General features: G+C 68.1%; 28 protein-coding genes and 2 pseudogenes. 19 read left to right on the forward strand and 11 right to left on the reverse strand.

Annotated elements, in window-relative coordinates:
- Positions 1 to 206: 206 nt before the first annotated feature.
- The 5 genes and pseudogenes from GVY39_RS17410 to GVY39_RS17425 all read left to right on the forward strand — a co-directional run bounded on the left by GVY39_RS17410 (position 207) and on the right by GVY39_RS17425 (position 3479).
- Positions 207 to 1334, forward strand: coding sequence for an LLM class flavin-dependent oxidoreductase (locus tag GVY39_RS17410; protein WP_159925712.1), 1128 nt, complete (start codon positions 207 to 209; stop codon positions 1332 to 1334).
- Between the two features lie 31 nt (positions 1335 to 1365).
- Positions 1366 to 2124, forward strand: coding sequence for an SDR family NAD(P)-dependent oxidoreductase (locus tag GVY39_RS17415; protein ID WP_159925714.1), 759 nt, complete (start codon positions 1366 to 1368; stop codon positions 2122 to 2124).
- 18 nt (positions 2125 to 2142) lie between these two features.
- Positions 2143 to 2772: pseudogene (locus GVY39_RS34435) on the forward strand (alpha/beta hydrolase); the annotation flags it as partial.
- A gap of 85 nt (positions 2773 to 2857) precedes the next feature.
- Positions 2858 to 3091 carry an alpha/beta hydrolase fold domain-containing protein gene (locus tag GVY39_RS35125; RefSeq protein WP_201295261.1) on the forward strand — a complete coding sequence of 78 codons (234 nt, stop codon included), beginning with the start codon at positions 2858 to 2860 and terminating at the stop codon, positions 3089 to 3091.
- Between the two features lie 34 nt (positions 3092 to 3125).
- Entirely contained in the window at positions 3126 to 3479 is a 354-nt protein-coding gene (locus tag GVY39_RS17425) for a VOC family protein (RefSeq protein ID WP_195071941.1), read from the forward strand.
- Positions 3480 to 3495: 16 nt separating this feature from the next.
- Here the strand turns inward: GVY39_RS17425 and GVY39_RS17430 are convergent, their stop codons facing one another.
- The 3 genes from GVY39_RS17430 to GVY39_RS17440 form a co-directional block, all read right to left on the reverse strand.
- The gene (locus tag GVY39_RS17430; protein WP_236565504.1) at positions 3496 to 5067 is read right to left on the reverse strand and encodes an NAD(P)/FAD-dependent oxidoreductase; all 1572 of its coding nucleotides are present in this window, start codon (positions 5065 to 5067) and stop codon (positions 3496 to 3498) included.
- Between the two features lie 601 nt (positions 5068 to 5668).
- On the reverse strand, positions 5669 to 6193 hold the full coding sequence (locus GVY39_RS17435; RefSeq protein ID WP_159925716.1) for a hypothetical protein: 525 nt from the start codon (positions 6191 to 6193) through the stop codon (positions 5669 to 5671).
- A gap of 145 nt (positions 6194 to 6338) precedes the next feature.
- Positions 6339 to 6971 (reverse strand): TetR/AcrR family transcriptional regulator, encoded by a 633-nt coding sequence (locus GVY39_RS17440; protein ID WP_159925718.1) that lies wholly within the window; start codon positions 6969 to 6971, stop codon positions 6339 to 6341.
- Positions 6972 to 7067: 96 nt separating this feature from the next.
- On the opposite strand from GVY39_RS17440, the gene GVY39_RS17445 reads away from it, so the two are divergent.
- The 6 genes from GVY39_RS17445 (at position 7068) to fadD11 (ending at position 14822) form a co-directional block, all read left to right on the forward strand.
- Positions 7068 to 7958, forward strand: a complete 891-nt coding sequence (locus GVY39_RS17445; RefSeq protein ID WP_159925720.1) for a metal-dependent hydrolase — start codon at positions 7068 to 7070, stop codon at positions 7956 to 7958.
- The gene (locus GVY39_RS17450) at positions 7958 to 9010 is read left to right on the forward strand and encodes a PDR/VanB family oxidoreductase (protein WP_159925722.1); all 1053 of its coding nucleotides are present in this window, start codon (positions 7958 to 7960) and stop codon (positions 9008 to 9010) included. The genes GVY39_RS17445 and GVY39_RS17450 overlap by 1 nt, the downstream gene beginning before the upstream one ends.
- Positions 9011 to 9070: 60 nt before the next feature.
- Positions 9071 to 10573: an aldehyde dehydrogenase family protein gene (locus tag GVY39_RS17455; RefSeq protein ID WP_159925724.1), complete on the forward strand. Its 1503-nt coding sequence runs from the start codon at positions 9071 to 9073 to the stop codon at positions 10571 to 10573.
- On the forward strand, positions 10570 to 12036 hold the full coding sequence (locus GVY39_RS17460) for an NAD(P)/FAD-dependent oxidoreductase (RefSeq protein ID WP_236565505.1): 1467 nt from the start codon (positions 10570 to 10572) through the stop codon (positions 12034 to 12036). The genes GVY39_RS17455 and GVY39_RS17460 overlap by 4 nt, the downstream gene beginning before the upstream one ends.
- On the forward strand, positions 12033 to 12911 hold the full coding sequence (locus tag GVY39_RS17465) for a short-chain dehydrogenase/reductase (RefSeq protein ID WP_321209656.1): 879 nt from the start codon (positions 12033 to 12035) through the stop codon (positions 12909 to 12911). Before GVY39_RS17460 ends, GVY39_RS17465 begins: the two co-directional genes overlap by 4 nt.
- Positions 12912 to 12980: 69 nt before the next feature.
- Positions 12981 to 14822 (forward strand): fatty acid--CoA ligase FadD11, encoded by a 1842-nt coding sequence (gene fadD11, locus GVY39_RS17470; protein WP_159925726.1) that lies wholly within the window; start codon positions 12981 to 12983, stop codon positions 14820 to 14822.
- Positions 14823 to 14836: 14 nt separating this feature from the next.
- Here the strand turns inward: fadD11 and GVY39_RS17475 are convergent, their stop codons facing one another.
- Together GVY39_RS17475 and GVY39_RS17480 are read right to left on the reverse strand one after the other, a co-directional pair.
- Positions 14837 to 15409: a GNAT family N-acetyltransferase gene (locus GVY39_RS17475; protein ID WP_159925728.1), complete on the reverse strand. Its 573-nt coding sequence runs from the start codon at positions 15407 to 15409 to the stop codon at positions 14837 to 14839.
- A 70-nt stretch (positions 15410 to 15479) separates the two neighbouring features.
- Complete coding sequence (locus GVY39_RS17480) at positions 15480 to 15785, reverse strand: hypothetical protein (protein ID WP_201295254.1); 306 nt, start codon at positions 15783 to 15785, stop codon at positions 15480 to 15482.
- A gap of 164 nt (positions 15786 to 15949) precedes the next feature.
- Between GVY39_RS17480 and GVY39_RS17485 the strand changes: the two genes are divergently transcribed.
- The 3 genes from GVY39_RS17485 to GVY39_RS17495 are packed head-to-tail and all read left to right on the forward strand — an operon-like array spanning position 15950 to position 18085.
- Positions 15950 to 16861, forward strand: coding sequence for a TIGR04222 domain-containing membrane protein (locus GVY39_RS17485; RefSeq protein WP_159925730.1), 912 nt, complete (start codon positions 15950 to 15952; stop codon positions 16859 to 16861).
- Between the two features lie 13 nt (positions 16862 to 16874).
- The gene (locus GVY39_RS17490) at positions 16875 to 17729 is read left to right on the forward strand and encodes a DUF692 domain-containing protein (RefSeq protein WP_159925908.1); all 855 of its coding nucleotides are present in this window, start codon (positions 16875 to 16877) and stop codon (positions 17727 to 17729) included.
- Positions 17726 to 18085, forward strand: a complete 360-nt coding sequence (locus GVY39_RS17495) for a hypothetical protein (RefSeq protein ID WP_201295263.1) — start codon at positions 17726 to 17728, stop codon at positions 18083 to 18085. The genes GVY39_RS17490 and GVY39_RS17495 overlap by 4 nt, the downstream gene beginning before the upstream one ends.
- Positions 18086 to 18118: 33 nt before the next feature.
- On the opposite strand, the gene GVY39_RS17500 is transcribed toward GVY39_RS17495, so the two are convergent.
- Positions 18119 to 18271, reverse strand: coding sequence for a hypothetical protein (locus GVY39_RS17500; RefSeq protein ID WP_159925732.1), 153 nt, complete (start codon positions 18269 to 18271; stop codon positions 18119 to 18121).
- 216 nt (positions 18272 to 18487) lie between these two features.
- Between GVY39_RS17500 and GVY39_RS17505 the strand changes: the two genes are divergently transcribed.
- Positions 18488 to 18988: a metallophosphoesterase gene (locus tag GVY39_RS17505; RefSeq protein ID WP_159925734.1), complete on the forward strand. Its 501-nt coding sequence runs from the start codon at positions 18488 to 18490 to the stop codon at positions 18986 to 18988.
- A gap of 23 nt (positions 18989 to 19011) precedes the next feature.
- On the opposite strand, the gene GVY39_RS17510 is transcribed toward GVY39_RS17505, so the two are convergent.
- The 4 genes and pseudogenes from GVY39_RS17510 to GVY39_RS34440 form a co-directional block, all read right to left on the reverse strand.
- Entirely contained in the window at positions 19012 to 20115 is a 1104-nt protein-coding gene (locus tag GVY39_RS17510; protein WP_159925736.1) for a mechanosensitive ion channel family protein, read from the reverse strand.
- Between the two features lie 158 nt (positions 20116 to 20273).
- Complete coding sequence (locus GVY39_RS17515; protein WP_159925738.1) at positions 20274 to 20420, reverse strand: hypothetical protein; 147 nt, start codon at positions 20418 to 20420, stop codon at positions 20274 to 20276.
- A gap of 102 nt (positions 20421 to 20522) precedes the next feature.
- Positions 20523 to 21980 (reverse strand): lipase maturation factor family protein, encoded by a 1458-nt coding sequence (locus tag GVY39_RS17520; RefSeq protein ID WP_159925740.1) that lies wholly within the window; start codon positions 21978 to 21980, stop codon positions 20523 to 20525.
- A gap of 99 nt (positions 21981 to 22079) precedes the next feature.
- Positions 22080 to 22387, reverse strand: a pseudogene (locus GVY39_RS34440) (carboxyl transferase domain-containing protein); the annotation flags it as partial.
- Positions 22388 to 22517: 130 nt separating this feature from the next.
- On the opposite strand from GVY39_RS34440, the gene GVY39_RS17530 reads away from it, so the two are divergent.
- Genes GVY39_RS17530 through GVY39_RS17545 form a run of 4 tightly spaced genes read left to right on the forward strand, consistent with a single transcriptional unit; the run spans position 22518 to position 24534 of the window.
- Positions 22518 to 22856: an MmcQ/YjbR family DNA-binding protein gene (locus tag GVY39_RS17530; protein ID WP_159925744.1), complete on the forward strand. Its 339-nt coding sequence runs from the start codon at positions 22518 to 22520 to the stop codon at positions 22854 to 22856.
- Positions 22857 to 22900: 44 nt separating this feature from the next.
- Positions 22901 to 23470 (forward strand): TetR/AcrR family transcriptional regulator, encoded by a 570-nt coding sequence (locus tag GVY39_RS17535; RefSeq protein WP_159925746.1) that lies wholly within the window; start codon positions 22901 to 22903, stop codon positions 23468 to 23470.
- Positions 23460 to 24074, forward strand: a complete 615-nt coding sequence (locus GVY39_RS17540; protein ID WP_159925748.1) for a hypothetical protein — start codon at positions 23460 to 23462, stop codon at positions 24072 to 24074. The genes GVY39_RS17535 and GVY39_RS17540 overlap by 11 nt, the downstream gene beginning before the upstream one ends.
- Positions 24075 to 24087: 13 nt before the next feature.
- Complete coding sequence (locus GVY39_RS17545) at positions 24088 to 24534, forward strand: hypothetical protein (protein WP_159925750.1); 447 nt, start codon at positions 24088 to 24090, stop codon at positions 24532 to 24534.
- A gap of 11 nt (positions 24535 to 24545) precedes the next feature.
- Here the strand turns inward: GVY39_RS17545 and GVY39_RS17550 are convergent, their stop codons facing one another.
- On the reverse strand, positions 24546 to 25799 hold the full coding sequence (locus GVY39_RS17550) for a hypothetical protein (protein ID WP_159925752.1): 1254 nt from the start codon (positions 25797 to 25799) through the stop codon (positions 24546 to 24548).
- Between the last annotated feature and the right edge of the window lie 7 nt (positions 25800 to 25806).

Below are 25806 nucleotides of genomic sequence, written 5' to 3' on the forward strand. Positions count from 1 at the left end.
CTCTGACCGTCATTCGCCACCGACGCTAGGACCGGGGAAAGAGCCCGGCACCGAACGGTCCCGGCCAGCGGGACTAGCTCCTGACCTGAGAGGTTCCGGCGGTCATATTTCGATTAGGCATACAGCTTCCGGCCGTCCCCCGCCGGGACGAGCCACCCCGACGAAACCGGATTTCGCCCGGATCGGGCGATCGACAAGGAGACCGGATGAAGTTCTCGATGATCTTCGAAGCCCAGATGGCCGACCCGTCGCGCGAGCACGAGCACCAAGTGCTGCGCGACTGTGTCGAGCAGGCGGTGCTCGCCGACCGGATGGGGTTCGACACCGTCTGGGCGGTCGAACACCACGGCCTGAAGTGGTACGCGCACATGAGCGCACCGGAGGTCTTCCTGACCTGGGTGGCCGCCAAGACCGAGCGGATCAGGATCGGCCACGGCGTGGTGTGCATGCCGTTCCACTTCAACCACCCGGTGCGGGCGGCCGAACGCGCCGCGATGCTCGACGTGTTGTCCGGTGGCCGCCTCGACCTCGGCGCGGGTCGCGGCGCGACGCCGGTCGAGACGTCGATGTGCGGTGTCGACCCCGAGCGCACCTACCAGGAGGTCGAGGAGTCGCTGCGGATGATCGGCAAGGCGTGGCAGGACCCGGAAGCAGAATTCGAGTACCACGGCGAGCTCTTGCAGGTTCCACCGCACTCACTGCTGCCGCGGCCGGAGCAGTTGCCGCATCCGCCGCTGTTCATGGCCTGCACCAAGAAGGACACCCTGAAGATGGCCGCCGACTACGGAATCGGCGCGCTCGTCCTCGGTTTCGCGGGCGTGGAGGAGATCGCGGATCTGCGGCGCACCTACGACGAGGCGATCGCCGTCCGCACCGGTGAGCGGTTCGTGTCCACCGTCGTGAACGATCACTTCGCGGCGCTGTGCCCGACCATCGTCCTCGACGACCGGGAGAGGGCCCAGCAGATCGGCGCGCGCGGGCAGCGCTTCTTCGCGCAGTCCATCAAGCACTACTACGGTGCGGGACCCGCCCCCGACGAGGCGGTCGATCCGAACGCGGACGAGGTCGCCGCCATCAAGCAGGCCGCCGACGACCATGTGGCCTACCTGCACGAGGCCAAGATCCCGGTGCGGACCGGCGCCACCTCGGTCTTCAATGTCGAACACGCCTACGGCAGCCCCGAGGACGCCATCGCCTATGTCGAGCGCCTGCAGGACGCGGGCGCCGACGAGATCCTCTGCCTCATCCAGATGGGCACCGTGCCGCAAGAGGCCTGCCTGGAGACCATCCGGCACTGGGGCGAGAAGGTCATCCCCCACTTCCGCAACCACTGATTCCCGCGCCGAAGACATCGAGGAGTTCGACATGGTCGATTTGAGCGGAAAAGTCGCTTTGATCACCGGGGCCGCCCGGGGACAGGGTGCTGCCGAAGCCCGGTTGTTCGTGGAACGCGGCGCCCGAGTGGTGATCACCGACGTATTGGAGGCCGAGGGCACGGAACTGTCCGAATTCCTCGGCGGCGCTGCGCGTTTCGTCCGGCACGACGTCAGCAGCGGTGACGACTGGAATGCCGCTGTGAGCGCGGCGATTTCGGCTTACGGCAAGCTGGACGTCCTGGTGAACAATGCCGCCGTCTACACCGCCGGGCCGCTCACGGAGACCTCGCCCGAGGAACTCGAGCGGATCCTGCGCGTCAACCTGGTCGGCCCGTTCCGCGGCATCCACGCGACGGTCGGTCCGATGACGCGGGCAGGGGGTGGCTCGATCGTCAACATCTCCTCGCAGGCGGGCCTCGAGGGGCTGATGGGCCACTCCGCCTATGGTTCCTCGAAATGGGGACTGCGCGGCCTGACCAAGACCGCGGCGCTCGAGCTGGGCCCGGCCGGTATCCGGGTCAATTCGGTGCATCCGGGCCCGATCGCGACGCCGATGGTGCCGTATCTGACCACCGGGCCAGGCAGCTTTCCGGCGTTACCGCTGCAACGCACCGGCACGCCGGAGGAAGTCGCCGAATTGGTCGCGTTCCTGGCCTCGGACGCTTCGGCCTACATCACCGGCGCCGAAGTGACGATCGATGGCGGGCTGGCAGCGGGCAAGTTCCTGCCGCCGGATGCGCAGCGATAGCCGAAGGAGCGAAGCACGATGCCGCTGACACCCGAGGCGCGGGCGATCGTCGATGCCGCGAGCGCCGCGTTTCCCGAACTGGGCACCGCGGTGCTCGACGCCGCCGAGGCGCGCAGGCTACTCGCCGCTCGTCCAGCGCCCGTCCTCGAGCCGATCCCCGTCGCGCAGGTACGGCAGCGGCGGATTCCCGGCCCGCCGGGCGCACCCGAGGTCGGGGTCCGGATCTATCGGCCCGCAGCCGCGGCCGGGCGGGCGCCGATCGTGATCTTCTGTCACGGCGGTGGATTCGTGCTCTGCGGCCTCGACAGCCATGACCGGTTCTGCCGGGCCATTGCCGTCGGAGCGGGGGCGATCGTGGTGTCGGTGGACTATCGGCAGGCGCCCGAACACCGGTTTCCCGCCGCGGCCGAGGACGCCTACGCCGCGCTGTGCTGGGTCGCCGACCATGCCGAGTCGTTGGGTGGCGATCCGGCCCGCCTCGTCGTGGCCGGGGACAGCGCGGGCGGCAATCTCGCGGCCGTCATGGCGCTGATGACACGGGACCGGGGCGGTCCTCCGATCGCCCGCCAACTACTGCTCTACCCCATGCTCGACCCGGCGTGCGCCACCGACTCCTACCGCGAGAACGCCGGAGGCTACTTCACCACCGCCGCGCACCTGCGCTGGTACTGGAGCCAGTACCTGGGCTCGCACGACGGCGCCGACCCGTACGTCAACCCCCCTCAGCGCCGAGGTGTCCGGACTTCCGCCGGCACACATCGTCACCGCCGAGTTCGATCCGTTACGCGACGAGGGCGAAGACTACGGGCGGCGGCTCGGGCAAGCCGGTGTCGCGGCCGAAGTCCACCGTTACGACGGCATGTTCCATGGCTTCATGAGCATGGCCGTCCACCTGCCCGAGGCGGTGCGGGCGAACACCGCCACATACGCGGCCATTCGCAGCGCACGCGCGGCGGGACATTGCTGAACCAACCTGCGCCTTCGACTGTTACGGAGCACCCATGACGATCCAGCGGCTCAGCCCCGCCTACCCCACCGACGACCTACCCGCCACCGTGGCACTGCTGAGCGCCGTCTTCGGCGCCGAGCCCACCGTCGTAGACGGCGACCGCTGGGCCCAGTTCGACTGCGATGGCGTCCGTGTCATGCTCGCGGGCACCGACCGCGACGACGACACCCCGTTCCTCGCGATCAAGGTAGACGACCTGGAATCCGCGTTGAACCGGGTGCGCGCCAACGGGTTCGCGGCGGGGCAGCCGGTCACCGGACCACACGAACGCCGCGCGGTCATACAGCCGACGCCCGGCTCTCCTTGGCACATCGCCCTGTACGAGCCCGTGGCATCAGGACATTGACCCGTCGAGCACACCCCTATTCGGTGCGGATCACCGCAGTCGGTTCCGGTTCGGAACGCTCCGGCACGGCTGGGGGTCGCCTGCGCTTCGCTCGTGGCGCAGGCTTGCGATCCGGCGTCGCCGGATCGAGGGAGACAGCGCGGAACGATTCGTCGGGCGGTCGCCGCAACGCGCGGTCATAGGCACGGGCCGAGGCAGGCCAGGGGTTGGTGACCCGCCCGCTGCTGTGCTTGTACCAGCTCTGCTCGACGGTGGGCCACACCGTCGTCGCGACGGCTCGTTCGATCCACTGCTGGTGCGCCCGCATCGCGGCGGCCCGGGCTTCGATAGCGGAAGCGCCGATCCGGTCCCGCCAGCGCAGGCACCGGATGATGTAGTCGATCTGGAGTTCCTTCATACCCGGGTTACTGCCTGCCGGGTTGAAGCTGTTCGGCCCGGCGATCAGGAAGGCATTCGGGAAGCCGGGAACCGCCACACCGAGCAGGGCTGTCGCGCCCGAGCTCCATTGGTCGTGCAGGAGCACTCCCCCACGTCCGCGCACGCTGATCGGGACCAGGAATTCCGGGGCGCGGAAGCCGGTTGCGTAGATGATCACGTCGGCCTGATGATGCGCGCCGTCGGCGGTGAGTAGTCCGTCGCGGGTGATCCGGGTGATGGGGGCGGTGATCAGGTCGACGTTCTCGCGTGTCAACGCCGTGTAATAGTGGCTGTCGAAAATTATGCGCTTGCCGCCGATGGGATAGCCGGGGGTGAGTTTCGCGCGCAGCCGCGGGTCGCTGATCCGGCTGTGCAGGTACCGCCGGGCAGCCCATTCGGCGGGCCGCGACGACCAGCCCCGGCGCATGATCGGTGTGAGCACGACGTCGGCACAGCAGTACAGGGCCCGGCGGTAGAGGCCGTGGGCGCCCGGCAGCCGCAGCGCCGCTCGGGCGACCGGTCCGAAGCCGGAACTCGGTTTGGGCAGCACCCAGTGCGGCGTGCGCTGGAAGACGCGGACGTGACGCGCCGTCGCGGCCAGGGTCGGCAGCATCTGCGCCGCGCTCGAGCCGGTGCCGATCACGGCCACGTTCTTCCCACGCAAGTCCTGGTCGTGGTCCCATCGCGCGGAATGGAAGGACGGTCCGGCGAAATCGGCTCGACCGGGGAAATCCGGCACATTCGGCCGGTGCAACTGGCCCACGGCGAAGATCACCACATCGGCGAGCACGCGCTGCCCGCAGGAAGTGGTCAGTTCCCAGCGGCCCTCGGCTTCCAGATAGGTCGCCTCCTCGATCGCGACACCCAGCTTCAGATGCGGGCCCAACCCGTGGTCGGCGGCAACCTGGCGCAGGTAGTCGAGAATCTCCCGTTGGCGCGGAAACCGGACGCGACAACTGCGATACGGGGCGAACGAGAACGAGTACAAGTGGGACGGCACATCGCAGGAGCACCCCGGATAGGTGTTGTCCCGCCAGACACCGCCGACGTCGCCACCCCGCTCGAAAATCACGAAATCGGTGATCCCGGCGCGTCGTAGCGCGACTCCCATCCCGATGCCACCGAAGCCCGCGCCGACGACGGCCACCTTGCAGTTCATCGCGTTCGCCAACCCTCCTCCTTCACGATCAGCAGATAGTCAACGTGCAGCTACCTCATTCCTTCGTTGGCTGGAGCAGTCTGGATGGCAAGATCATGAAGTCGCCTTCTTCGGCGCCAAGTGCGCCAGAAGCACGGAGCCGCATCGGGAAGCATGTGACATGATCAGCGGGACGATGCGCGGCGAACCGTTCATCACCGTCCGGGCGATTCCGGACACGGGGAAGCGGCCGGAGAGGCACGCATAACTCAGCACACTTCTAGCTAATTTCAGATCCGAAATGTTCGGTTCCCCCCGCGGATTGTCAGCATCGAGGCAGCTACCGGCCGAGCCCAGGGGGCACATTGCCACCGAGCGCCTACAGGTTGCGCGTGGGTACGACTTCGTCGGGGCGCTGTTCGGCGGCACACCCGGGGTCGCCATATGGACAACTACTCGTTCCGGCCGACATCCGCACGCGTCGAAGCACTTCGGGGACAGGAGAAGCTGGACAGGGTGAGCCGCAAGGACTTCAGATGGCTCACGGGCTGATCGCTTCCGGCCCCCCACGATGACCATTCGCAGGGCGGCCCGAAGCAAAGCGGTTGCAGCGGCAGCGGGTTGCCGGTCGCTCTTATGCCGTCGTGCGGGCGGTCAGGTCGTCGAGCAGGATCATCACTTCGCCTTCCCGCTTCACTACCTGGGTGAGCCGGATCGTCAAAGCTATGAGGTCGGCGTCGTCCATCGGGTCGGCGAGTTCCCGTGTGAGAGGTCGCCACTCTCCGTTCGCGGCGATGTCCCCCAAGTCCAGCTCTCGCTCGTCCCGGCTCGCGCCGCGCAGCCGCGCGGACACCCGGATCGACGCGTGCGGCGAGCGCACCCACAGGCTCAAGGCTTCCAACCGTCCGGCGATCGAGAAGGACTGCCCCGGCCGAACGTCGAGCTCGACCTCGAGATCGTCGGTCGCCGACCGGATCAACAGCACGAGCGCGCGGTAGTCGGCGCCCGCGACGCCATCGGGGTACACCCCGGGCCTCTTGCCCGGCGCGCCCTCGGCGAACGTCGTCAGATGCGTCCGGTCCGCCCCCGCTGCCGCGACCTCCCACTTGTCCTTGTTCTCGAAGTCGTCCAGGAGCACCTCGACCGAAGCGTCCGACATCCCCGCCGTCCCTTCCTCCGCGTCTTCGCCGGACATTCTTCCGGCGCTGCCCGAACCCTACAAGTCGCCGAAAGCGGTTGTCGCGCCGGAACCGAGCATTCGCGCGCATCAGCACGACGGCGCGGGGGTCTCGCGCGCTCGGATGTCAGCCGGGCAGGACGTTGGGTCCGGCCACCACGGGCACCAGGTAGGTGCGAGCGAAATCGCCGAGTTGCCGGTCGGTTCGCAGTTCGGTGAGCCCGTGCGGGGCGAGGATCAGCGAGTGGACGATCCGGCACACGATTTCCGCACGGGTGGTCAAATCCGTAGCGGGCGGGAGTATTCCCCGCTCGACGGCGCGCTGGAGCGCGGTGTCGGTGGTATGGACGGACATCGCGAAGGGTCCCGCGCCGTCGACGGTGAGTTTCAAGACCACACGCGCGGGCTCCAGCGCCAGCATGCGGTCGACGAGCGGATTCGTGCGCCAGCGGGTGATGACGGTGACGAAGATGTCGGCGACGAGATCGCCGAGATCGTCGTGTCGATTGGGGATCTCGGCGATTTCGGCGAGTACCGCGGCGACCTCGCGACTGATCACGGCTTGCACCAGGTCGTCGCGGCCTCCGACGTGGCGATAGACGGTTACCCGGTCGACGCCTGCCTTCCTGGCCACTTCCTCGATCGTTGTTTTCTTGACACCGACCTGCTCGAACAGGACCAAGGCCGCGTCCAGAATCCGGGTGACGAGGTCACTGGCAGCGTTTTCGCTGTTCGCAGGGCTCTTCGACGCGGTGGGCATAGGCCAACGCTAGCAAAGCCGATCCCTTCTGCAACATTCGAGCCTAGTTGTTGCTGCAACATTGCAATATGATTTGTAGTTATGTACGGTCGGGTCATGGCTGAGCAGGCGGGCGCGACCCAGCGCCGGTATCGCGACGAAGCGCATGCGATCACCGCGCGCGACGTCCATTTCGATTTCGATTCCGTGCCCATGCACTACGTGCCGGGTGAAGCCCTGGCCACCCACATCGTCAATGTGATGCACCTGGTGCTGCCCGAAGGGGAACGCGCCATGGCACAGGCGCTGGCCGAAGCTCTCCCGCACATCGACGACGAGCGATTGCGGGAGGAGGTGACGGGGTTCATCGGGCAGGAAACCATGCACGCCAACAGTCACGAAGCCGCGCGCAGGCATCTGCAAGCGATCGGCTTGGACGTCGACTCCTACGTCGCCAAAGTCGCCTGGCTGGTCGATCGCATCCTCGGAGACCACGGCTTGACCGGACGCGCGCGCGACGAGTGGCTCAAGGAACGACTGGGGCTGTTCGCGGGCATGGAGCACTACACCGCGGTACTCGGGGAATGGCTGCTCAACGCCGACATCCTCGAGGAGAAAGGCATGCATCCGGCGATGCTGGACCTGGTCCGGTGGCACGGCGCCGAAGAGGTGGAGCACCGCAGCGTCGTCTACGACGCGTTCATGCACTTGGACGGCAGCTATGCGCGAAAGGCTCGCACGGCGATCCTGGCGAGCGCGACGTTGCTGCCGCTGTTCATCGTCTCGACCGCCTGTCTGTACCGGAAGGATCCGTCGCCGCGGAAAGGCCGGTTCTGGGGTCTGCAGTTCTGGAGCGCCACCCGGCGGGGCGTCATCCCGAAATGGACGGTGTTCTTCACCGAGATGCCGCGGTATCTGCGGCCGGGATTCCATCCGTCCCAGCTGGGCCCGATGGACAAAGCGCTACGCTACCTGGCGCATTCGCCGGCAGCACGGGCGGCGCGGTGATGAGCGGACCACCGGCCGTGGCCGACCGCCCGGCGCCGACGGGATTACGTCTGCTCGGCGACGTCATGGACATCTATCGCAAGCTGTTCGTCACCGGCCGCGCCGCCGCACTCCTGTCGCGCCCGAACGCGGTGCGCCGCACCGGATTCGATCTGGACACCACGATCACCGGCATCGCTCGCGAAGCGGCCGACGTGGTGAGCCTGACCCTGCGCGCGGCCGATGGCGGGCCGCTGCCCGCGTGGCGACCGGGGGCGCACGTGGATGTGTTCTTGCCGTCGGGCCGACAGCGCCAGTACTCCCTGTGCGGCGACCCGGCCGACCGCTTCCGCTATCGCATCGCCGTACGGCTGATTCCCGAGGGCGGCGGCGGATCGCGGGAGATACACCGATCGCTGCGGGTCGGCGATCCGCTGCGGATCCGTGGGCCGCGTAACGCGTTCACTTTCATCGACGCGCCCTCGTATCTGTTCCTGGCCGGTGGCATCGGCATCACACCGATCCTCCCGATGGTCGAGGCGGCGGGTACGCGTGGATGCCTGGTGTACGTGGGCCGCTCCCGCGAGACCATGCCGTTTCTCGCCGACCTGCCGGATGCCGAAATCCGGCCGGACGACGAATTCGGTCCACCCGACGTCGCCGCCCTGCTGTCTCGCGCCGAACCCGGCGCCGCGGTGTACGTGTGCGGACCACCACCGATGCTCGAGGCGGCGCAGCGGTGCATGTTCGAACTCAACCCGACCGGATCGTTGCACACCGAACGGTTCTCCGCCCTCCCGGTCGTCGACGGCGCCGAGTTCGACCTCACGTTGATCCGCACCGGCGCCACCATCCGGGTCGGGGCCGACGAATCGGCGCTCACCGCGATCCACCGCGCACTGCCGAACGCCCCCTACTCCTGTCGCCAGGGTTTCTGCGGCACCTGCAAGGTCACGGTGGTCGACGGGGCCGTCGACCACCGTGACCGCTTGCTCACCGCGCCCGAACGCGAGAACCAGATGCTGGTCTGCGTCTCTCGTGCCGCCGGCGACCACCTCGTGGTCGATCTCTGAGACCGCTGAACGAAAGGGACACCTGTTGTCTATCCGTCGCCGATCGAGGGAGACGAGTCGTTGAAAGTCTCGACGAACAATCCCGTACAGCCCGCGGTGTCGACCTTCGACGTGCACGATCCGGCCACCGGTGAGGTGGTCGGCACCTATCCGGTCCACGACCGCCACGACGTCGATGCCGTCGTCGCCACCGCCCACGAGGCCGCGGCCTGGTGGCGCGGCCTCGGCTTCGCCGGACGCGCTCGGTACCTGAACGCCTGGCGCGTCGAAATCGCCTCGGGACGCGCGGGATTGGCACAGGTCATCCACCGTGAGATGGGCAAACCGATCTCCGACGCCAAGCTCGAGATCGCCATGGCCCTCGAACACTTGCGGTGGGCTGCATCCAACGCCGAGAAGGTGCTGGGGCGTCGGAGCGTGCCGTCGAGCATGCTGACGTTCAATCATGCGGCCTCGGTCGAGTACCTTCCCCTCGGAGTGGTCGGCGTCATCGGACCGTGGAACTACCCGGTCTTCACTCCGCTCGGGTCGATCTCGTTCGCGCTGGCCGCCGGGAACGCCGTAGTGTTCAAACCCAGCGAGTACACCCCCGGTGTCGGGCTTTGGCTCGCGGAGGCCTTCGCTCGCACTGCGCCCGCCGCACCGGCCCTCCAGGTGGTCACAGGTCTCGGCCCTACCGGGAACGCGCTGTGCCGCAGCGATGTCGGGAAGATCGGGTTCACCGGTTCCACCGCCACCGGCAAGCTCGTCATGGCCGCGTGCGCGCAGAATCTCACCCCGGTGCTGATGGAGTGCGGCGGCAAGGACGCGCTGATCGTGGACGCCGATGCCGACCTCGAGGCCGCGGCCGACGCGGCGGTATGGGGCGGATTGTCCAACGCCGGACAGACCTGCCTGGCCGTGGAGCGCGTCTACGTCCACGCCGAGGTCTACGACGAGTTCCTCGCCGAGCTGGTGGCGGCGGCGACCGGGATCGAGGCCGGTAAGGCGGATTCGAAGATCGGGCCCATCACCATGCCGAAACAGCTTTCGATCATTCGCCGCCACGTCGAGGATGCCATCGCCCGTGGCGCCCGGGCCGTGCTCGGAGGCCCGGACGGCATCGATCGTCAGTTCGTCCAGCCGACCGTCCTCGTCGACGTCCCCGAGGACGCACCCGCGGTGACGGAGGAGACCTTCGGTCCCACGCTCACCGTCACCAAGGTCCGGGACATGGACGAGGCCGTCGAGCTGGTCAACCGCGGGGCGTACGGGCTGGGCGGAACCGTCTTCGCCCGCCGCCACGGGCGCGACATCGCCGACCGCATTCGCGCGGGCGGCGTTTCGATCAACGCGTTCGTCGCGCACGCGACCATCCCCGCTCTGCCGCTCGGCGGCGTGGGCGCCTCCGGATTCGGCCGCGTCCACGGGCCGGACGGGCTCAGGGAGTTCACCTACGCCAAAGCGGCCACCCGTCAGCGCTTCCCGTCTCCGCTGCCGCTGACATCGTTCCGGCGGGACCACCGCGTGGACACGATCGTCGACCTGCTCGTGGCGGTTCTGCACGGAAGGAAGCGCCGGTGAATGCCGATCGGATCGAGCACACACCGATAGCGATCATCGGTGCGGGACTGGGCGGCATCGGCCTGGCGATCAAGCTGCGCGAGGCCGGGTTCGACGACCTGGTCGTCCTCGAACGAGCCGACGACCTCGGCGGTACGTGGCGCGCAAACACCTACCCCGGTTGCGCATGCGACGTGCCATCACACCTCTACAGCTACTCGTTCGCACCCAATCCGGACTGGTCGCGCACCTATGGGCGGCAGCGGGAGATCCTCGAGTACATCCGCGCGGTGGCCACCGAACACGATGTCGTCCGGCACATCCGGTTCGGCACCGAACTGCTCGACGCCCGGTGGGACGAGAAGCGTTCGCTCTGGCGGATCGAGACCTCGCGAGGAACGCTCACCACGGACTTCCTGCTCTCGGCGACCGGGCTTTTCGCCGAGGCGAAGTACCCGCCGCTGCCGGGCATCGAGTCCTTCGCGGGCACGGCCTTCCACTCACTGCACTGGGATCACGAGCACGATCTCACCGGTGAGCGGGTCGCGGTGATCGGCACCGGCGCCTCCGCGGTGCAGTTCGTACCGGAGATCCAGCCGAAAGTGGCCCGGTTGCTGCTGTTGCAGCGATCGGCGCCGTGGATCGTCCCGCGCATGGATCGGCGTACGTCCGAACTGGAGCGACGTCTGCTCCGGCGTATCCCGCTGGCGCAGCGCGTGATTCGCGGCGGGTTCTACGCGGCGATCGAGACGTTCGGACTCATCTCACTGGTCGACCAACACTTCCGGCATCCCTACGAAGCGCTGGGCCGATGGCAGCTGTCGCGTCAGGTGCGCGATCCGGACCTGCGCGCGAAGCTCACCCCCGACTACGTGATCGGCTGCAAACGCGCCATTTTCTCCGACACCTACCTCCCGGCGCTCGACCAGCCGAACGTCGAAGTCCTCACCGAGGCCATCGCCGAGATCCGTCCGCGTTCGATCCTGCTGCGCGACGGCAGCGAGCACGCGGTCGACACCATCATCTTCGGCACCGGTTTCACCTCGATCCCCAGCGCCTACGAGCGCTATGCCGGGAGCGACGGTCGAACGCTGGCACAGCTCTACCGCACGCGACCGCAGAGCTATCTCGGTGTCACGGTCGCCGGGTTTCCCAACTTCTTCTGCACGCTCGGACCCTTCGGGGCCGCGGGCAACCAGTCCGCGATCTACATGATCGAATCCCAGATCGCCTATATCGTCGACGCCTTGCGCAACGCGCGCGCGGCCGGAGCGCGGCGGATCGAGGTGCGGCCCGCGGCGCAGGCGGCTTTCGTCGCGGAGATGGCCCGGCGTAGTTCGTCGACGGTGTGGCTCACCGGCGGATGCCAGAGCTACTACCAGACGCCGGATGGTCTCAATGCCGGTCTCTACCCGAACTGGAGCTTCGAATACCGGCACCGCACCAGCCGGTTCGACACCGCGGCCTACCAGGTGAGCCGATGATGGGCGACCTTCTCTCCTTCGTTCGCGGGCGACGCGGGTATGCCGTCGAGGGACGGGTCGCTTTGATCACCGGCGCCGGCCGCGGGATCGGGCGCGAGCTGGCGGTCATGCTGCACGAGCGGCAGGCCGCGGTCGTCCTCGTCGACGTCGACCACGACGCCGTCGCCGCGGCAGCCGCCGCGCTCGGCGACCGGGCCTTGGCCGTCGCCGCCGACGTCGCCGACCGCTCGGCGATGGAAGCGGTCGTGGACCGGGCCGCCGACCATTTCGGCCGCTTGGACGTGGTGGTGGCCAACGCGGGGGTGGTGCCTCGTCCGTCGACGGTGCGCACCCTCGACGGCCGCGACTTCGATCGGGTCATGGACATCAACCTCACCGGTGCGTTCAACACGGTGCGCCCAGCGCTCGACCACGTCGTCGCCGCCGGTGGCCACGTGGTCGTGGTCTCCTCGTGCGCGGCGTTCGCGCCCGGCATGGCCGGAGCGCCGTACATGATCAGCAAAGCGGCGGTCGAACAGTTGGGCCGGGCGCTGCGCGTGGAGCTGGCGCCTTTCGGCGCTACCGCGGGCATCGCCTACTTCGGCATAGTCGACACCCGGATGACGCACGACACGCTCGATCACGACGAACTCGGCCGTGAGCTGGACGATCTACTGCCGTGGCCGTTGAACGTACGGATCTCGGCCGCGCACGCGGCCCGGACCATCGCCGACGGAATCGAGCGCCGCGCGGCGCGCACCATCGCACCGGCAGGCTGGGAGCCCTATGCCCTGCTGCGCGGCGCGATCAACGTCGTCCTCGACCACGCCCTCGCCCGCGACGCCCGGGTCCACGACTTGCTGCGCAGGGTGGAAGCCCGCACAGCACGGTCCTGACGTCTCCCGACCCTTCCACCCACCTCGATCCAGCCGGCACGCTTCCTCTGATCCGAAGGGAATCCCTGCGTGAGTACTCGACGCTTCGACACACTCCCCGCCGCCTTTCAACACAACGCGAGCGTCGACCCCGACGCGGTCGCGCTTCGGACTCCCGGGGACGCCGCGACTCTGACTTGGCGCGACTACGCGGCGCAGGTCCGGACGGTCGCCACCGGATTGGCGGGGCTGGGGGTGCGGCGCGGCGACGCGGTGGCCTTGATGATGTCCAACCGCATCGAGTTCTATCCACTCGAAGTCGGGGCGCAGCACCTCGGCGCGACCAGTTTCTCGGTGTACAACACCGCGTCGCCGGAGCAGATCGCGTACGTCCTCGGCAACGCCGGTGTCCGCCTGGTGCTGTGCGAACCCGAATATGTCGAGCGAGTACGCGCCAGCGGGGTCGAACTCGACCACATCGTCTGCCTCGACGACGCACCGCGAGGGACCTTGTCGGTCGCAGACCTGATCGCCGCGGGCGACCGGAACTTCGACTTCGAGGCCGTTTGGCGGGCAGTGCGGGCCGAAGACGTGGCCACGCTGATCTACACCTCGGGCACCACCGGCAATCCCAAAGGGGTGGAGACGACCCACGGGAACCTGATGTTCGAGTGCTACGCCGTCGATCAAGTGCTGGGAATCCGATTCGGGGACACCATCACCTCCTATATGCCCACCGCGCACATCGCCGACCGGCTGACCGCGCTCTACTTCCAGGAGGTGTTCGGCACCCAGGTCACCTGCGTCGCCGACCCGAGCCGGATCGGCAGCGCCTTGGCCGACCTGCACCCCACGATCTGGGGCGCGGTGCCTCGAGTGTGGGAAAAGCTCAAAGCGGCAGTCGAATTCGCGGTCGCCGACGAACCCGATGAAGTAAGGCGAGCCGCGCTGCGCTGGGCGCTGGCGGTCGCCGCGCAGCGCAGTGCGCATCAATTGAACGGGGAGCCGGTCCCGGATTCGGTAGCCGCCGAGTGGGCGCGCGCCGACCAACTGGTCCTGTCGGGGCTGCGCGCGAAACTCGGTCTCGACCGCGTCCGCTGGGCGATGTCCGGCGCCGCGCCCATCCCGGCCGAAACGCTCGGATTCTTCGCCGGACTCGGCATCCCGATCGCCGAGATCTGGGGCATGTCCGAACTCACTTGCATCTGCAGCGTCAGCCACCCCCGGGACGCCAGGCTCGGCACCGTGGGCAAGCTCCTGCCGGGTATGCGGGCCAGGCTCGCCGACGACGGCGAACTGCACGTCCGCGGCCCGCTCGTGATGAAGGGCTACCGCGGGGAACCCGGTAAGACCGCCGAGGCGGTCGACTCCGACGGCTGGCTGAGCACGGGCGACGTGATCACCATCGATGAGGACGGATATCTGCGGGTGGTGGACCGCAAGAAGGAGCTGATCATCAACTCCGCGGGCAAGAACATGTCTCCCACCAATATCGAGAACGCGATCAAGGCGGCGACACCGCTGATCGGGGCCATCGCGGTCATCGGCGACGGCAGGCCCTACAACACCGCACTGGTCGTCCTCGACGCCGAGACCGCCGGGCCGTACGCCGCGCGCCACCACCTGACCGATCCCTCGGCGGCGGCCCTGGCGGCCGACGCCGGTGTCATCGAGCAGATCGCGGCGGGCATCGCCGCGGGCAACGGTCGACTCTCGCGGGTGGAGCAAGTCAAACGGTTCCGCGTCCTGCCCACCTTTTGGGAGGCAGGCGGCGACGAAGTGACCCTCACCATGAAACTCAAGCGCCGGGTGATCGCCGAAAAGTACGCCACCGAGATCGCCGAACTCTACGCACCGGACCTCGGCCCCGGTGTTCACGAGCCCACCGGACCGGTCACCACGACGGCGGACGCGGCGGTGGCGACCAGCTGACCAGGGCGCGGGGGTCAGCGCTCCTTGACCCAGTACATTCCGCGGCCGCACTCCGCGGGCGCGCGCCTCTCGCGTGGCTCGATCCGGTCGAGCCGGTAGCCGAGCCGCCGGGCGACCGCGGCGCTGCGGACATTCGCCTCGTCACAGTGGATCTCGACACGGTCGATGCCGGGCAGCGCCAACGCGACCCGGGTCAACGCGGCCGCGCTACGGGTGATCACCCCGCGGCCGGTCCGCGCGGCGTGACACCAGTAGCCGAGTTCCACAGCTCGCGAGCCGAGACGGTCGTGCAGGCCGATCGCTCCGAGCACGTTGCCGCCTGCGTCGAAGATCCCGTAGTTGAAACTTCCGGCGGCGCTGGGCCAGCTTTCATCCGTTTCCCGGCCGAAGGCGCGTTGACTGTCCAGTGTCGCCGGTACGGCGAGCCAGTCCATCCACGGGTGGATGAGGTCGAACGACGCGTTGACGGCCTCGAGCCGCGGCCGCAGATCCTCCGGCTGCCACCGCCGCAACAACAGTTCTCCCACCTCGATTCGTTGCGGTGGCCCGACGCCCGGTGCCAGTGCCGAGCATGGCTCGATGTCCATGCCGATATGGTGGCGCTCACAGGCACGGCCGTGCAATCCGATTGTTCGGGTGCGGGTTGATCGTGGTGGTTCACGCGCCGCGGAGGCGGACTTCGGCGTCGAGCTCGGCGGCGGCTTCGGCCAGTGCGGTAGCGTCGGGATCGTCGCCGAGCCGGTCGGCCAGTTCGACTCGCGAGACGATGAGCATTCCGCGCGGTTGCGGCCCGGCACTGTGTTCGATCCTCACTTGCCCCTCTTCCAGGACCAAGCGTGCGTCCGGTTCGTCGGTGGCCAGCAATCGGCGCAGCTCGTCTCCGGTGACTCGGCCGGACCGATGTGCGCCGCTCGCCGCGGCGCCCGCTGGTTGTGCCGCTCGGCTCGTATCGTCAGCTTCCATGGTCACCGATTGCCCTGGCAATCCGGCGGGAAACCGGTCGGCCATCGCCATCCGGACGCTGCGAGTCGATCACGGCCATTTTCGTCCCAGCGGCGATTCGCCATGGCGCACGGGTCGATACGGCCTGATACTGACTGCAGGTTGGACCGATTCCGAGGTGGAAAATGACTGTGATCGACGGGGTGGGCTCGGACGGGCTGGTCGCCGCGGGCGAGACGTGGGGGATCTCCGGGCCGACGTTCCTGACCCTCTACCTGCCGCTGGTGCTCGTAGCGGTGATCGCCGGATTCTGGCTGCGGTCACGGATCACGGCCGCGGATCCGGAAACCGACACGGCCACCGCGCCGGGCGCGGAGCTGACGCCGCCCGAACTGGGGATGCTGTTCGGCGACCAGAACGCCACGCTGGCGGCGATGGCCCGGCTGCGCGCTGCCGACGCGATCGATTCGGCGGCCGCGCCGGTCCGCACGCTCACCGCTCAGGAGCGCGGGCAGCTGGATCCGTTCACGATGTCGGTGCACGACCGGTTGACGGTGGGGCAGCGCAAGACCGTCCGCGCAGTCGTCGACGGATCGCCCGGCGCCTTCGACGCCCTGCGCACCAGGATGGTCGACCTCGGGTATTTCCCGGGGCCCGGCATGCGCCACGGCCTGCGTGACGCGGGTATGCCGATCCTGGTCACGGGCGCGCTCGGTGTGGTGCGGGTCATCGCGGGCGCTTCGCACGGGAACCCGGTCGGCCTGGTGGTCGCGCTGGTGATCGCGCAGGCACTCTGCTATTGGCTGGTGGTGCGCAAGCCCCGGCTGACCGCGCTCGGTGTCCGTGCTCGCGAGGCCGCGACCCAGCGCAGTGGGCATCTGCGGCCGACCAATTCACCGTCCTACGCGACCTACGGCGCTGAATCCGCGGCGCTGGCGGCCGCGGTGTTCGGCATAGGCGCCCTTATCGCGTTGGATCCGGGACTCGCACAGGCGGTCGCGCCGCCCGGTGAGTCGGGCGGCGGTGGCGGTGACAGCGGTGGCGACGGCGGTGGGGGCGGCGGGGGGTGCGGCGGTTGCGGGGGGTGCGGTGGATGAGTTTTCCGGGCCCCTGCCGCCGCATTCGCTCGGCATCGGTTGGAGGTCCGAAATCTGCGGAGTGATAGCCGCATTGGAGGGGCTCGGGTTCTGCGAGGTCATCGCCGAATCGTTGCCCAGGGACGCCCGGCGCGCCGGGCAGGTCACCGTCCCCGAGGAACTCGCAGCGTTGCGCGCGCGAGGCGTCGCCGTCGTGCCGCACGGCATCTCGCTGTCCCTGGGCAGCGCGGAACCGGTGGCGGGCCACCGCGTCGAGCACTTGGCGGCCTGCGCGGCGGCCGTCGCCGCCCCGCTGGTGAGTGAGCACGTCGCTTTCGTCCGAGCGGGTGGCCTGGAAGCCGGCCACCTGCTCCCCGTACCGCGCACCCGGGAAGCACTCGACGCGCTCACCCGCAACATCGCCCGCACCCGCGCCGCTCTCGACGTTCCGCTCGCGGTAGAGAACATCGCAACGCTGTTCGACTGGCCCGACGACGAATACACCGAAGCGGAATTCTTGTGTGAACTGGTCGAACGCAGCGGTGTGCTGCTGTTGCTGGATCTCGCCAATGTCTACGCCAACGCTCGCAACCGGGATCGCGACCCCCTCACGGAGCTGATGCGCCTGCCCGCCGAACGCGTGGCCTACTGCCATGTCGCGGGCGGTCACGAATCCGGCGGCCGCTACCACGACACCCACACCGACCCGCTTCCGGCCGAGGTTCTGGCGCTGATCGCGGCATTCACCGCGACTCGGCCGACGCCGATGATGCTGGAGCGCGACGGCAACTATCCGCCCGCGTCCGAGTTGCTCGACGAACTGGACGCCATCGCGGCCGCCGCCGCCCGTGCGCCGATCACCGGCCACGCCAGGGGGGTACTGGCGTGAGCACCGCCTCCGGAGCGACACAGCCACCCGAAGACGCGACTCTGGCCGAACGGCAAGCAGCGCTGGTCCGGGCGCTGGTCACGGGAGCCCCGGTACCCGCGGGATTCGATGGCGACGCCGTCGGCGCGGCAGCGGACGCCCTACTGTTCAAGCGGGCCGGCGAGGTAGCGCGTCGTTTCCCGCTGCTGGTGCACGCGTGCGACGGAGACTTCACCGCACGCTTCACAGCATGGGCTCGGGAACACCCGAAGACAACGACCCTTGCTGACGCGGCCGCCTTCGCTGCTGCCGCCGGAATCAATGGATTCGCCGCATCGAGCCGCCCGGGAAAGCGGCGCTGGTTTCGCCGACGTTGATCCTCGACCCGCTCAGCGCTGGATACGGCTTCCTCACGGATGGTGGGCTTCGACGCGCATCGCGGAGTCGGCGGCCTCACGACGCTCCTCCAGCCACACGCTGACCGCCACCGTCGCGTACGCCGCCACGGTCGCCATCCCCGGCAGCATGAGCATCAGCATGAGAAACGAAAGCATCGAAGACACAAGCCCTCCCGGACCACGCGATGGAAACTGTCACACCGGTGCGCCGCGCTGCGTCACCGTCACGCCGGACATACCCACGATCGGCTTTCCAATCTCGACTGAACCGACGAGTAGGTGTGATAGATATCACTCGACAATCGCCCGTGGCGTTCGCCCGGCAAACGGACAATGCGTCGCCGCCCGAGGGTGCGTTCGCCGCGTGGTAGACCGGTGACCATGCGGTTGCTCATCATTTCCGATACGCACGTGCCCAAGCGTGCGCGGGATCTTCCGGAGCGACTGTGGCGCGCAGTGGACGCGGCCGACGTGACCGTGCACGCGGGCGACTGGGTGGATATCACGTTGCTGGACCAGCTGGAAGCGCGCAGCAAACGCCTCATCGGCGTTTACGGCAACAACGACGGCCCCCGGTTGCGTGCACGGCTGCCCGAGATAGCTCGTGCCGAGCTCGAGGGGGTCCGGCTGGCCGTGGTGCACGAGACCGGACCCGCCACGGGCCGGGAGGAACGCTGCGCCCGCGAATTCCCGGACACCGACGTGCTCGTCTTCGGGCACAGCCACATCCCCTGGGACAGCGTCACCGAGACCGGATTGCGCTTGCTCAACCCCGGCTCACCGACCGATCGCCGCCGACAGCCGGAACACACGTATCTGACCGCACGCGTACGGTCGGGCCGGCTGAGCGAGGTGACACTGCATACCCTCCCGAAACGTTGACCCACCGGAAACCGGCGCCGAGGTCAGTCGCCGAAACCGTGGCCGTCGTCGCCGGAACGGGAGGCCGCCAGCGCCAGAGGGCGGTCGCCGTCGGCGGAGCCGGTGATCGCGGTGGAGATCTTCGGCAGCGCGTGTGGATGGTGGTGGCCGAGCCAGTCGAGCATTTCCTCGCGGACCGCGCAGCGCAGGTTCCACGCGTCGTCGGCGTTGGCCGCCGACATGGTCGCGCGCACCACGATATTGGTCGGCGTGGTGTCGGTGACCTGCAGGCCCCAGTCACGACGGTCCCAGTCCGCACGCTCGCGCAGGTACTCTCCCAGATGCTCACGCAGCAGCGGCACCGGCGTGCTGTGATCGAGATACAGGAAGACCGTGCCGGTGATCTCCGAGCCGCCGCGCGACCAGTTCTCGTACGGCTTGTTGTTGAAGTAGGAGACGGGCATGGTCAGCCTCCGGTCGTCCCAGATCCGCACGGTCAGGAATGCGAGCGTGATTTCCTCGACGATGCCCCACTCCCCCTCGACGACGACGGTGTCGCCGATCTTGACCGAATCACCGAAGGCGATCTGCAACCCGGCGATCAGATTGCTCAGAGTCGACTGCGCGGCGACGCCCGCGATGATTCCGATCACCCCCGCCGAGGCCAGCAACGAGGTGCCCAGCGTCCGCAGCGTCGGGAACAGCAGCAGCATCACCACGGCGGCGGTCGTGACCACCAGGACCGATGTGATGATGCGCCGCACCAGGCCGAGCTGCGTGCGCAACTGCCGCACCCGCGTGACCTGCTGAGTACGCCGGGCGTAGGAGCGCAGCATGTTCTCCGCGACGGCGTCCGCCGCCCGGATGACGACCCACGCCGCCGCTATCGTCGCCGCGGACGCCAAGATGGTGCGAACCATCGTGTCCTGGCGTAAATCGAGGTGCGCCAGTGGATAGGTGGCATGCAAAGCCAGCGAGCCCAGCAACACCTGCACGGGCAATTGCACCCGGCGCAAGAGCGTGGGCAGTTGGTTACCCGGGCTTCTGCGCGCGCTGTAACGCAGCAGTCGATCGATCAGCAGGCCTGCCGTGACGGTGATCGCGACTGTACCGAGCACGACGATGAGCGGCCGTAGTACTTCCTCCAAGAGTCGAACTCCTTCTCGTCCTCCACCCGATCCGGCTGTGCTGCAGCCGATCTCGCCGATGGGCAGCACAGCGCGAGCGAACCTCGAGCATTCGGTGGCGCTCGTTCACCGGACGGATGAGCGGAATCGGCTTGGTTGCGGCGCCGAGGGCGGTGTCCCTACAGCAGAGCCAGTGCGATGCTCAGCACCGTCAATACCAAGACCCATGCCGCGACGGTCCATTCGACGGGGCCCTCTGTGCTGGGATAACCCCTGTCACTGCGTCGGACGGCGCGATACTGCGAGCGCGAAGCCGAGATGGACATGACATCCTCCTTCGGTCGGTTGCGTCACTGAGGCGCATACCCGCTTTCGTCGCCGATCGTCGCCACCCCACTGTGGCGAAAAACACTGCAGTGCTGCGCAGCTCAGTGCCGGTGGGAGTGGCTGCGGTATTGCAGGTCGTCGAGGGAAAGGGGTGGAAGGTAGCGGCTCACCAGTTCGCGGTGCCACCATGCCCGGGTGCGAGCCAGTTCCCGGGGTGTGGTGAACCGGTACAGATACAGTTGCGCGCGGATGAAACGCGGTGCGGTCGTAGGGAACGGGTTGTGCCGTAGCAGGCGCAGTGTGTCCGGGTCGTTTTCCAGCAGTCGGGCGAGGAACGGGCCCAGCCACGGCTGCGCGTACCGTGGCGAGGCGGCGGCGAACCACATGAGCCAGTCCAGCCGCAGGTGGTATGGGGCCCATTGGCGTGGGAGCCGCCGTGGATCACCTGGTTTGCCTTTGAACTCGTACTCCCTCCACTGCGTCCGGTCGGTGACGGTGGCCTCGTCGGTGCCCTCGATGACCACCTCGAGGCGGGTACGGCCGATGGTGCCGAACGCGCCATAGGTGTTGACCAGGTGATAGGGATCGAACGACCGGTTCATGGCCTGGTGGCTGGAGATCAGGTTGCGCACGGGCCGGTAGCTCAGGATCGCCACCAGCGCGGTGAACGCGATGACCAGTCCCACGAACCACGGCGGCGGTTCCGGCAGTGACGGCGGGGTGGGCACCGGTAACACCGCCGCAGCCGCGGACTGACTGATGGCGCCGCACGCGAGAAGGATCGTGATCCAGTTCAGCCAGGCGAAATTGCCCGACAGCACCAGCCACAGCTGGGTGATGACCACGACGACGGCGGCGATGCTCGCCACCGGCTGCGGTGCGAACAAACCGAAGGGCACGACCAGCTGCGCGACGTGGTTTCCCGCCACCTCGGCTCGATGCAGCGGCTTGGGCAGGTGATGGAAGAACCAGCTCAGCGGCCCCGGCATCGGTTGTGTCTCGTGGTGGTAGTACAGGCAGGTCAGATCGCGCCAGCACGGATCACCGCGCAGCTTGATCAGCCCGGCGCCGAACTCCACGCGGAACAGCAGCCAGCGGGCGAGCCACAAGACCAGAACGGGCGGCGCGGTGCGGTCGTTACCGAGGAAGATGACGAGAAACCCGCATTCCAGCAGCAGCGACTCCCAGCCGAAGGCATACCACTCCTGTCCGACGTTGACGATCGACAGGTAGAGAACCCACAACGTCGCCCACAGGAACATGGCCGCCCACAACGGCAGCAGGTCGGCCCCACCGGCGACCAGCGCCGCGGACAGTGCCGCACCGAACCAGCAAACAGCGGCGAAGAAGCGATCGGAATAGTGGAAGTGGAAAATGCTCGGCGTCTGCCGGAAGGACCGCCGGGCCAGCCACCGCGGCGCCGGCAGCATGCCGTGGGCACCGATGAGCGCCCGGAATTGCCGGGCCGCCACCAGGAACCCGATCAGATAGACGGCCGCCACGCCGCGGGTCAGCACCTGCCTGCTCAACCAGTATTCGGACGCGGTGAACCACTCCATGCCCGCAACTCCTCCGACCACGGACGGTTGCTACCCACCTCGCCGCATACCCAACTCGGCAGCGGGAAAACCAGAGGCCGGACGACGCCGCAGGCCCTCCATCGGGTAGCGGCTGTGCTTGCGCGGGTTGTGTTCCGCGGCCGCTTCCTCGTCTCGCAGGAGCCCGAGCGCGTGCTGTATCTCCAGCCGGGTACGGGACGGTTCGATGACGGCGTCGATGTATCCGCGTTCGGCCGCGACCACGGGGTGGCGACGGTGGCGTTGTACTGGTCGATCATGAACTCCCGCACGGCCGCGCGCTGTTCTTCCGGCACCTGGAGCAACTGGCGGTGACCGGCGATGTCCACCGCGCTCTCCGCGCCGATCACCGCGATGCGGGCGGTGGGCCGGGCCAGGCTGTTGTCGGCGACTGGGCAGCTCACAACGCGCGGCCGGTCGCGTCGGCACAATGCCCTACGGATCGGCTCCGGGATCGCTCGGGCAATCCCCCGTCGACCGCCTACGGACGTGTCACCGGGCCCTGGAAGGATGCGGCGCATGAGTTTCACCGGGGACGATGTCCGAACCTTCGCGCTGTCGCTGCCCGAGACGTCCGAACAGTTCACGTGGGGAATGCCGACATTTCGGGTGGCAGGCAAACTGTTCCTCACCCTCCCGGAGGGAGAGACCTCGATGGCGGTCCGTTGCCCCATCATCGACCGCGACGAACTAGTCCTCGCCGAACCGGAGAAATTCTGGATCGCGGCCCACGAAGCCAACAACGCCTGGGTGCGGGCGCGCCTGACCGTCCTCGATGATCGCGACGAACTGGAAGCCATCGTGCTCGACTCCTGGCGGCAGGCCGCCCCACGGCACCTCCTCGACGACGCCGGATAAGTTGTGAACTAGTAGTGCATACCAATGGCGTGTACCATTGGTACATGCCGCTGCCCCGCTTCCATCGCCTCCCCCCTGAACGCCAACGCGCCATCATCGACGCCGCGAAGGCCGAATTCGCACATCACGGCCCGGACGCGGCGTCGTACAACACGATCATCGCCAACGCGGGCATCTCGAAGAGTTCCGCCTATCAGTACTTCGACGGAAAGGACGACATACTCGCGTTGGTGTTGTCCGACGTCTCCGACCGGCTGCGGAGACAATTGGGCGCCTGGGTGGCCGCGGAGACCGCCGAGGAGTTCTGGGCCCGCCTGCGCGAGACCTCGGCCGGCCTCATCGCCTTCCTGCGGGACAGCCCACAGGATCTGGCGCTCGCCGATGCCGCCGTCACCCGGACGCCGGTGGGAGACGAACACTCCTGGCTCGCCGACGTGATCGGCAATGGCCTCGCTCTCGGCGTCATCCGTGCCGACATCGACCGCGGGCTGCTCACCGCGGCGTCCGCCGCCGTCCTGCGCGCCGGCGACCACTGGGCGCTCACCGGCGGAGACGATCCCGATCAGATCTTCAGCCTGCTGGCCGGACTGTGGGGGCCCGGTCATGCGCGGTGATCTGCAAGCGGATTGGTCGATTCCGGCAACACGGCCCGGGTGGGCCGGGCGCTTGGAGCGATTCATGGGGCCGGGAAAGACGCGAGCGGAATCGGCTGTCGAAGGCATCGGCGGTGTCCTGTGCGTACTGCTGATCGCCAGCTACTGCCTGCCGATGATCTCCGGCCGCGGCGTCGTGGAGGTCGTGGCGCTGGTCGTCGTCGCCTGCGACCTCGTCGGCGGCGTACTGACCAACGCGACGAACTCCGCGAAACGCTGGTACCACCGCACCCGCTCATCGCGAGGCCGGTTGACTTTCGTCGGGGTGCATGTGGCGCATCTCGCCGTAGTCGCATTCCTGCTGCTCGGCGAACCGGCCTGGTTCGCCGCCAACACCCTGTTGTTGCTCGGGGCGGCACTGGCGATCGAATCCGCGCCTGTCGAATTGCGCCGCCCGGTCGCCATGGCGGCCTATATGACGGTGTTGCTGATCAACCTGATCGCGTTTCCCGTACCGGCGCTGTTGGCCTGGTTCATCCCCCTGTTCTCGCTCAAATTGCTGATCTGTCACCTGATCCCGGAGGTTCCCGTTGGATCCCGCACTCGTCCTCAGCCGAGCGTTTGACGCCGAACCCGGCATGGCCTGGATCACGGGCGACCGCGGACGACACTGGTTCGCCGCCACCGCACGCTTGCCCCATCTGGTCACCCGCACCGCACCGGGCGCAGCCGCGCTGCTCAGCCCGCCCGGCGCCACACCGGACGCGGCCGCGCGGTCGGCTTGGACCATGCACGTCCTGTTCCACTGCGGCCTCGCAGCGATCCATCGCACACTCCGCTACACCCGGGAGGCGGAGCGCCGCAAGCCGTCCGATGCCTGGACCCTCGAATTCATCGGCGCCGAGCACCCCGGGCATGGCGCCGGGCGCCGCCTCCTCGCTCTCATCGTCGACGAATTCGAGGACCTATGGCTCACCACCGCCGACCCGGACAATGTTCCCCTCTACCGGCGCTTCGGATTCTCCGTGACAGATCACTGGACCTTGGGCGCCCTCGAAATCCACGCACTGCACCGCGTCAGGTAGAAACGCCGGCCTCAGCGTGCGCGACGGCGGCGCGGCCGGGGTACGAGTTTCAGTCCGAACAGCAGGTCCGTGTTACGCACCGGGTTCGGCTGTTCGGACATGCGGAGAAGTCCGGCTTGCCGGATCCAGCTGTGGTGCCAGTGGTACAGGTCCGGGAGGGTCACCTCGCATGCCGCGGCGAGCCTGCGGAGGCGGAAGCCCGCTCCGCCGATAGCCCCGGTGAACAGCTTGCTGTTGGGTGTGGGGCGTGATTCCTGGTAGGCCCGCGCTTCGTAGAGCACAGGGCGCGCCGGCGGCGGTATCACCCATACGTACAGATCCGGCGCGTGGGTGTAGCCGATCGGGCCGTTGAAGATCAGCGCGTCGGTGGTGAGCGCGACACATGGAATCGCGTTGAGTTCCATGGCTGTAGCGCCGGTGAAGAGTGCGGTGGCGATGGCGGCCGCGTCCACCGGATCGGCGGTCCGCGCGCGGATGCGGGCGATGACGTCGTGGTCGATCGGGGTGGTGGTCAGCCCGGGCCCGACCGAGTACGCCAGGTCAGGCGGCAGGTCCAGCCGCAGCCCGTGCAGTAGGAACGCCGCTTGGGCGCCGCGCAGGCGCGTAATGGTGTGTCCGCGGCCGGGGCTGTCGGCGATCAGGCCGCCGAGGAACCGGTACAGGCTCAGGATGTCGCTCCACTCGTCCACCACACCGGTCCCGCGGCCCTGATGGAAACGATTCGGCGCGTTGAGGCGGGGTTGCAGGACGGCGAGCATGTACTCGGCGAGACCGGCCCCGCGCGGGCCGATCCAGCTGCCACCGCCGTTCTGGTCCAGGTCGTGGCGGCATGGCTGCCCGGTGTGTTCGGCCAGCCATCGACAGGTCGCTCGGATTCCCTCGGTATAGACGGCGTCGATGCGCTCGAACTCCGAGGCCGGCAGGCTCCGGTAGGAGTCCGCCAGGAACGTAGTGACGTCTCCGTCGGAGATCTGCGGCAGGAGCTCGCCTCCGACCGCCTCGGTGAGCGTGATGATGCGGGACGCCCGGTGGTCGCCCTGCCGATATCCGACCAGCCGCGTGGCGGCCTCGGGAACGTCGATGCGCCTGGTCGGTGCGGAAGCGTCGCGGCGGGCGTCCAGCCACCGCCAGAGATTCGCCTCCGGCACACCCGTCCTGCGCGAGGTCGATCGCACATGCTCGGCGGAAAGTTCGTTGTGTTCGTCGAGCTGGGCCAATCTTTCCAGCTCGGACGGACGCAGCGTAGGTACGCTTGCGTCGACCACAGGTTCG

The sequence above is a fragment of the Nocardia sp. CY15 genome (assembly GCF_009829295.1).
Taxonomy (GTDB): Bacteria; Actinomycetota; Actinomycetes; order Mycobacteriales; family Mycobacteriaceae; genus Nocardia; species Nocardia sputi.

Coding starts and splice junctions, on each gene's coding strand:
- GVY39_RS17410 (WP_159925712.1), top strand. CDS start 207: ATGAAGTTCTCGATGATCTTCGAAGCCCAGATGGCCGACCCGTCGCGC.
- GVY39_RS17415 (WP_159925714.1), top strand. CDS start 1,366: ATGGTCGATTTGAGCGGAAAAGTCGCTTTGATCACCGGGGCCGCCCGG.
- GVY39_RS17425 (WP_195071941.1), top strand. CDS start 3,126: ATGACGATCCAGCGGCTCAGCCCCGCCTACCCCACCGACGACCTACCC.
- GVY39_RS17435 (WP_159925716.1), bottom strand. CDS start 6,193: ATGTCGGACGCTTCGGTCGAGGTGCTCCTGGACGACTTCGAGAACAAG.
- GVY39_RS17440 (WP_159925718.1), bottom strand. CDS start 6,971: ATGCCCACCGCGTCGAAGAGCCCTGCGAACAGCGAAAACGCTGCCAGT.
- GVY39_RS17445 (WP_159925720.1), top strand. CDS start 7,068: ATGGCTGAGCAGGCGGGCGCGACCCAGCGCCGGTATCGCGACGAAGCG.
- GVY39_RS17450 (WP_159925722.1), top strand. CDS start 7,958: ATGAGCGGACCACCGGCCGTGGCCGACCGCCCGGCGCCGACGGGATTA.
- GVY39_RS17465 (WP_321209656.1), top strand. CDS start 12,033: ATGATGGGCGACCTTCTCTCCTTCGTTCGCGGGCGACGCGGGTATGCC.
- GVY39_RS17475 (WP_159925728.1), bottom strand. CDS start 15,409: ATGGACATCGAGCCATGCTCGGCACTGGCACCGGGCGTCGGGCCACCG.
- GVY39_RS17480 (WP_201295254.1), bottom strand. CDS start 15,785: ATGGAAGCTGACGATACGAGCCGAGCGGCACAACCAGCGGGCGCCGCG.
- GVY39_RS17485 (WP_159925730.1), top strand. CDS start 15,950: ATGACTGTGATCGACGGGGTGGGCTCGGACGGGCTGGTCGCCGCGGGC.
- GVY39_RS17505 (WP_159925734.1), top strand. CDS start 18,488: ATGCGGTTGCTCATCATTTCCGATACGCACGTGCCCAAGCGTGCGCGG.
- GVY39_RS17515 (WP_159925738.1), bottom strand. CDS start 20,420: ATGTCCATCTCGGCTTCGCGCTCGCAGTATCGCGCCGTCCGACGCAGT.
- GVY39_RS17520 (WP_159925740.1), bottom strand. CDS start 21,980: ATGGAGTGGTTCACCGCGTCCGAATACTGGTTGAGCAGGCAGGTGCTG.
- GVY39_RS17530 (WP_159925744.1), top strand. CDS start 22,518: ATGAGTTTCACCGGGGACGATGTCCGAACCTTCGCGCTGTCGCTGCCC.
- GVY39_RS17535 (WP_159925746.1), top strand. CDS start 22,901: ATGCCGCTGCCCCGCTTCCATCGCCTCCCCCCTGAACGCCAACGCGCC.
- GVY39_RS17540 (WP_159925748.1), top strand. CDS start 23,460: ATGCGCGGTGATCTGCAAGCGGATTGGTCGATTCCGGCAACACGGCCC.
- GVY39_RS17545 (WP_159925750.1), top strand. CDS start 24,088: ATGGCCTGGATCACGGGCGACCGCGGACGACACTGGTTCGCCGCCACC.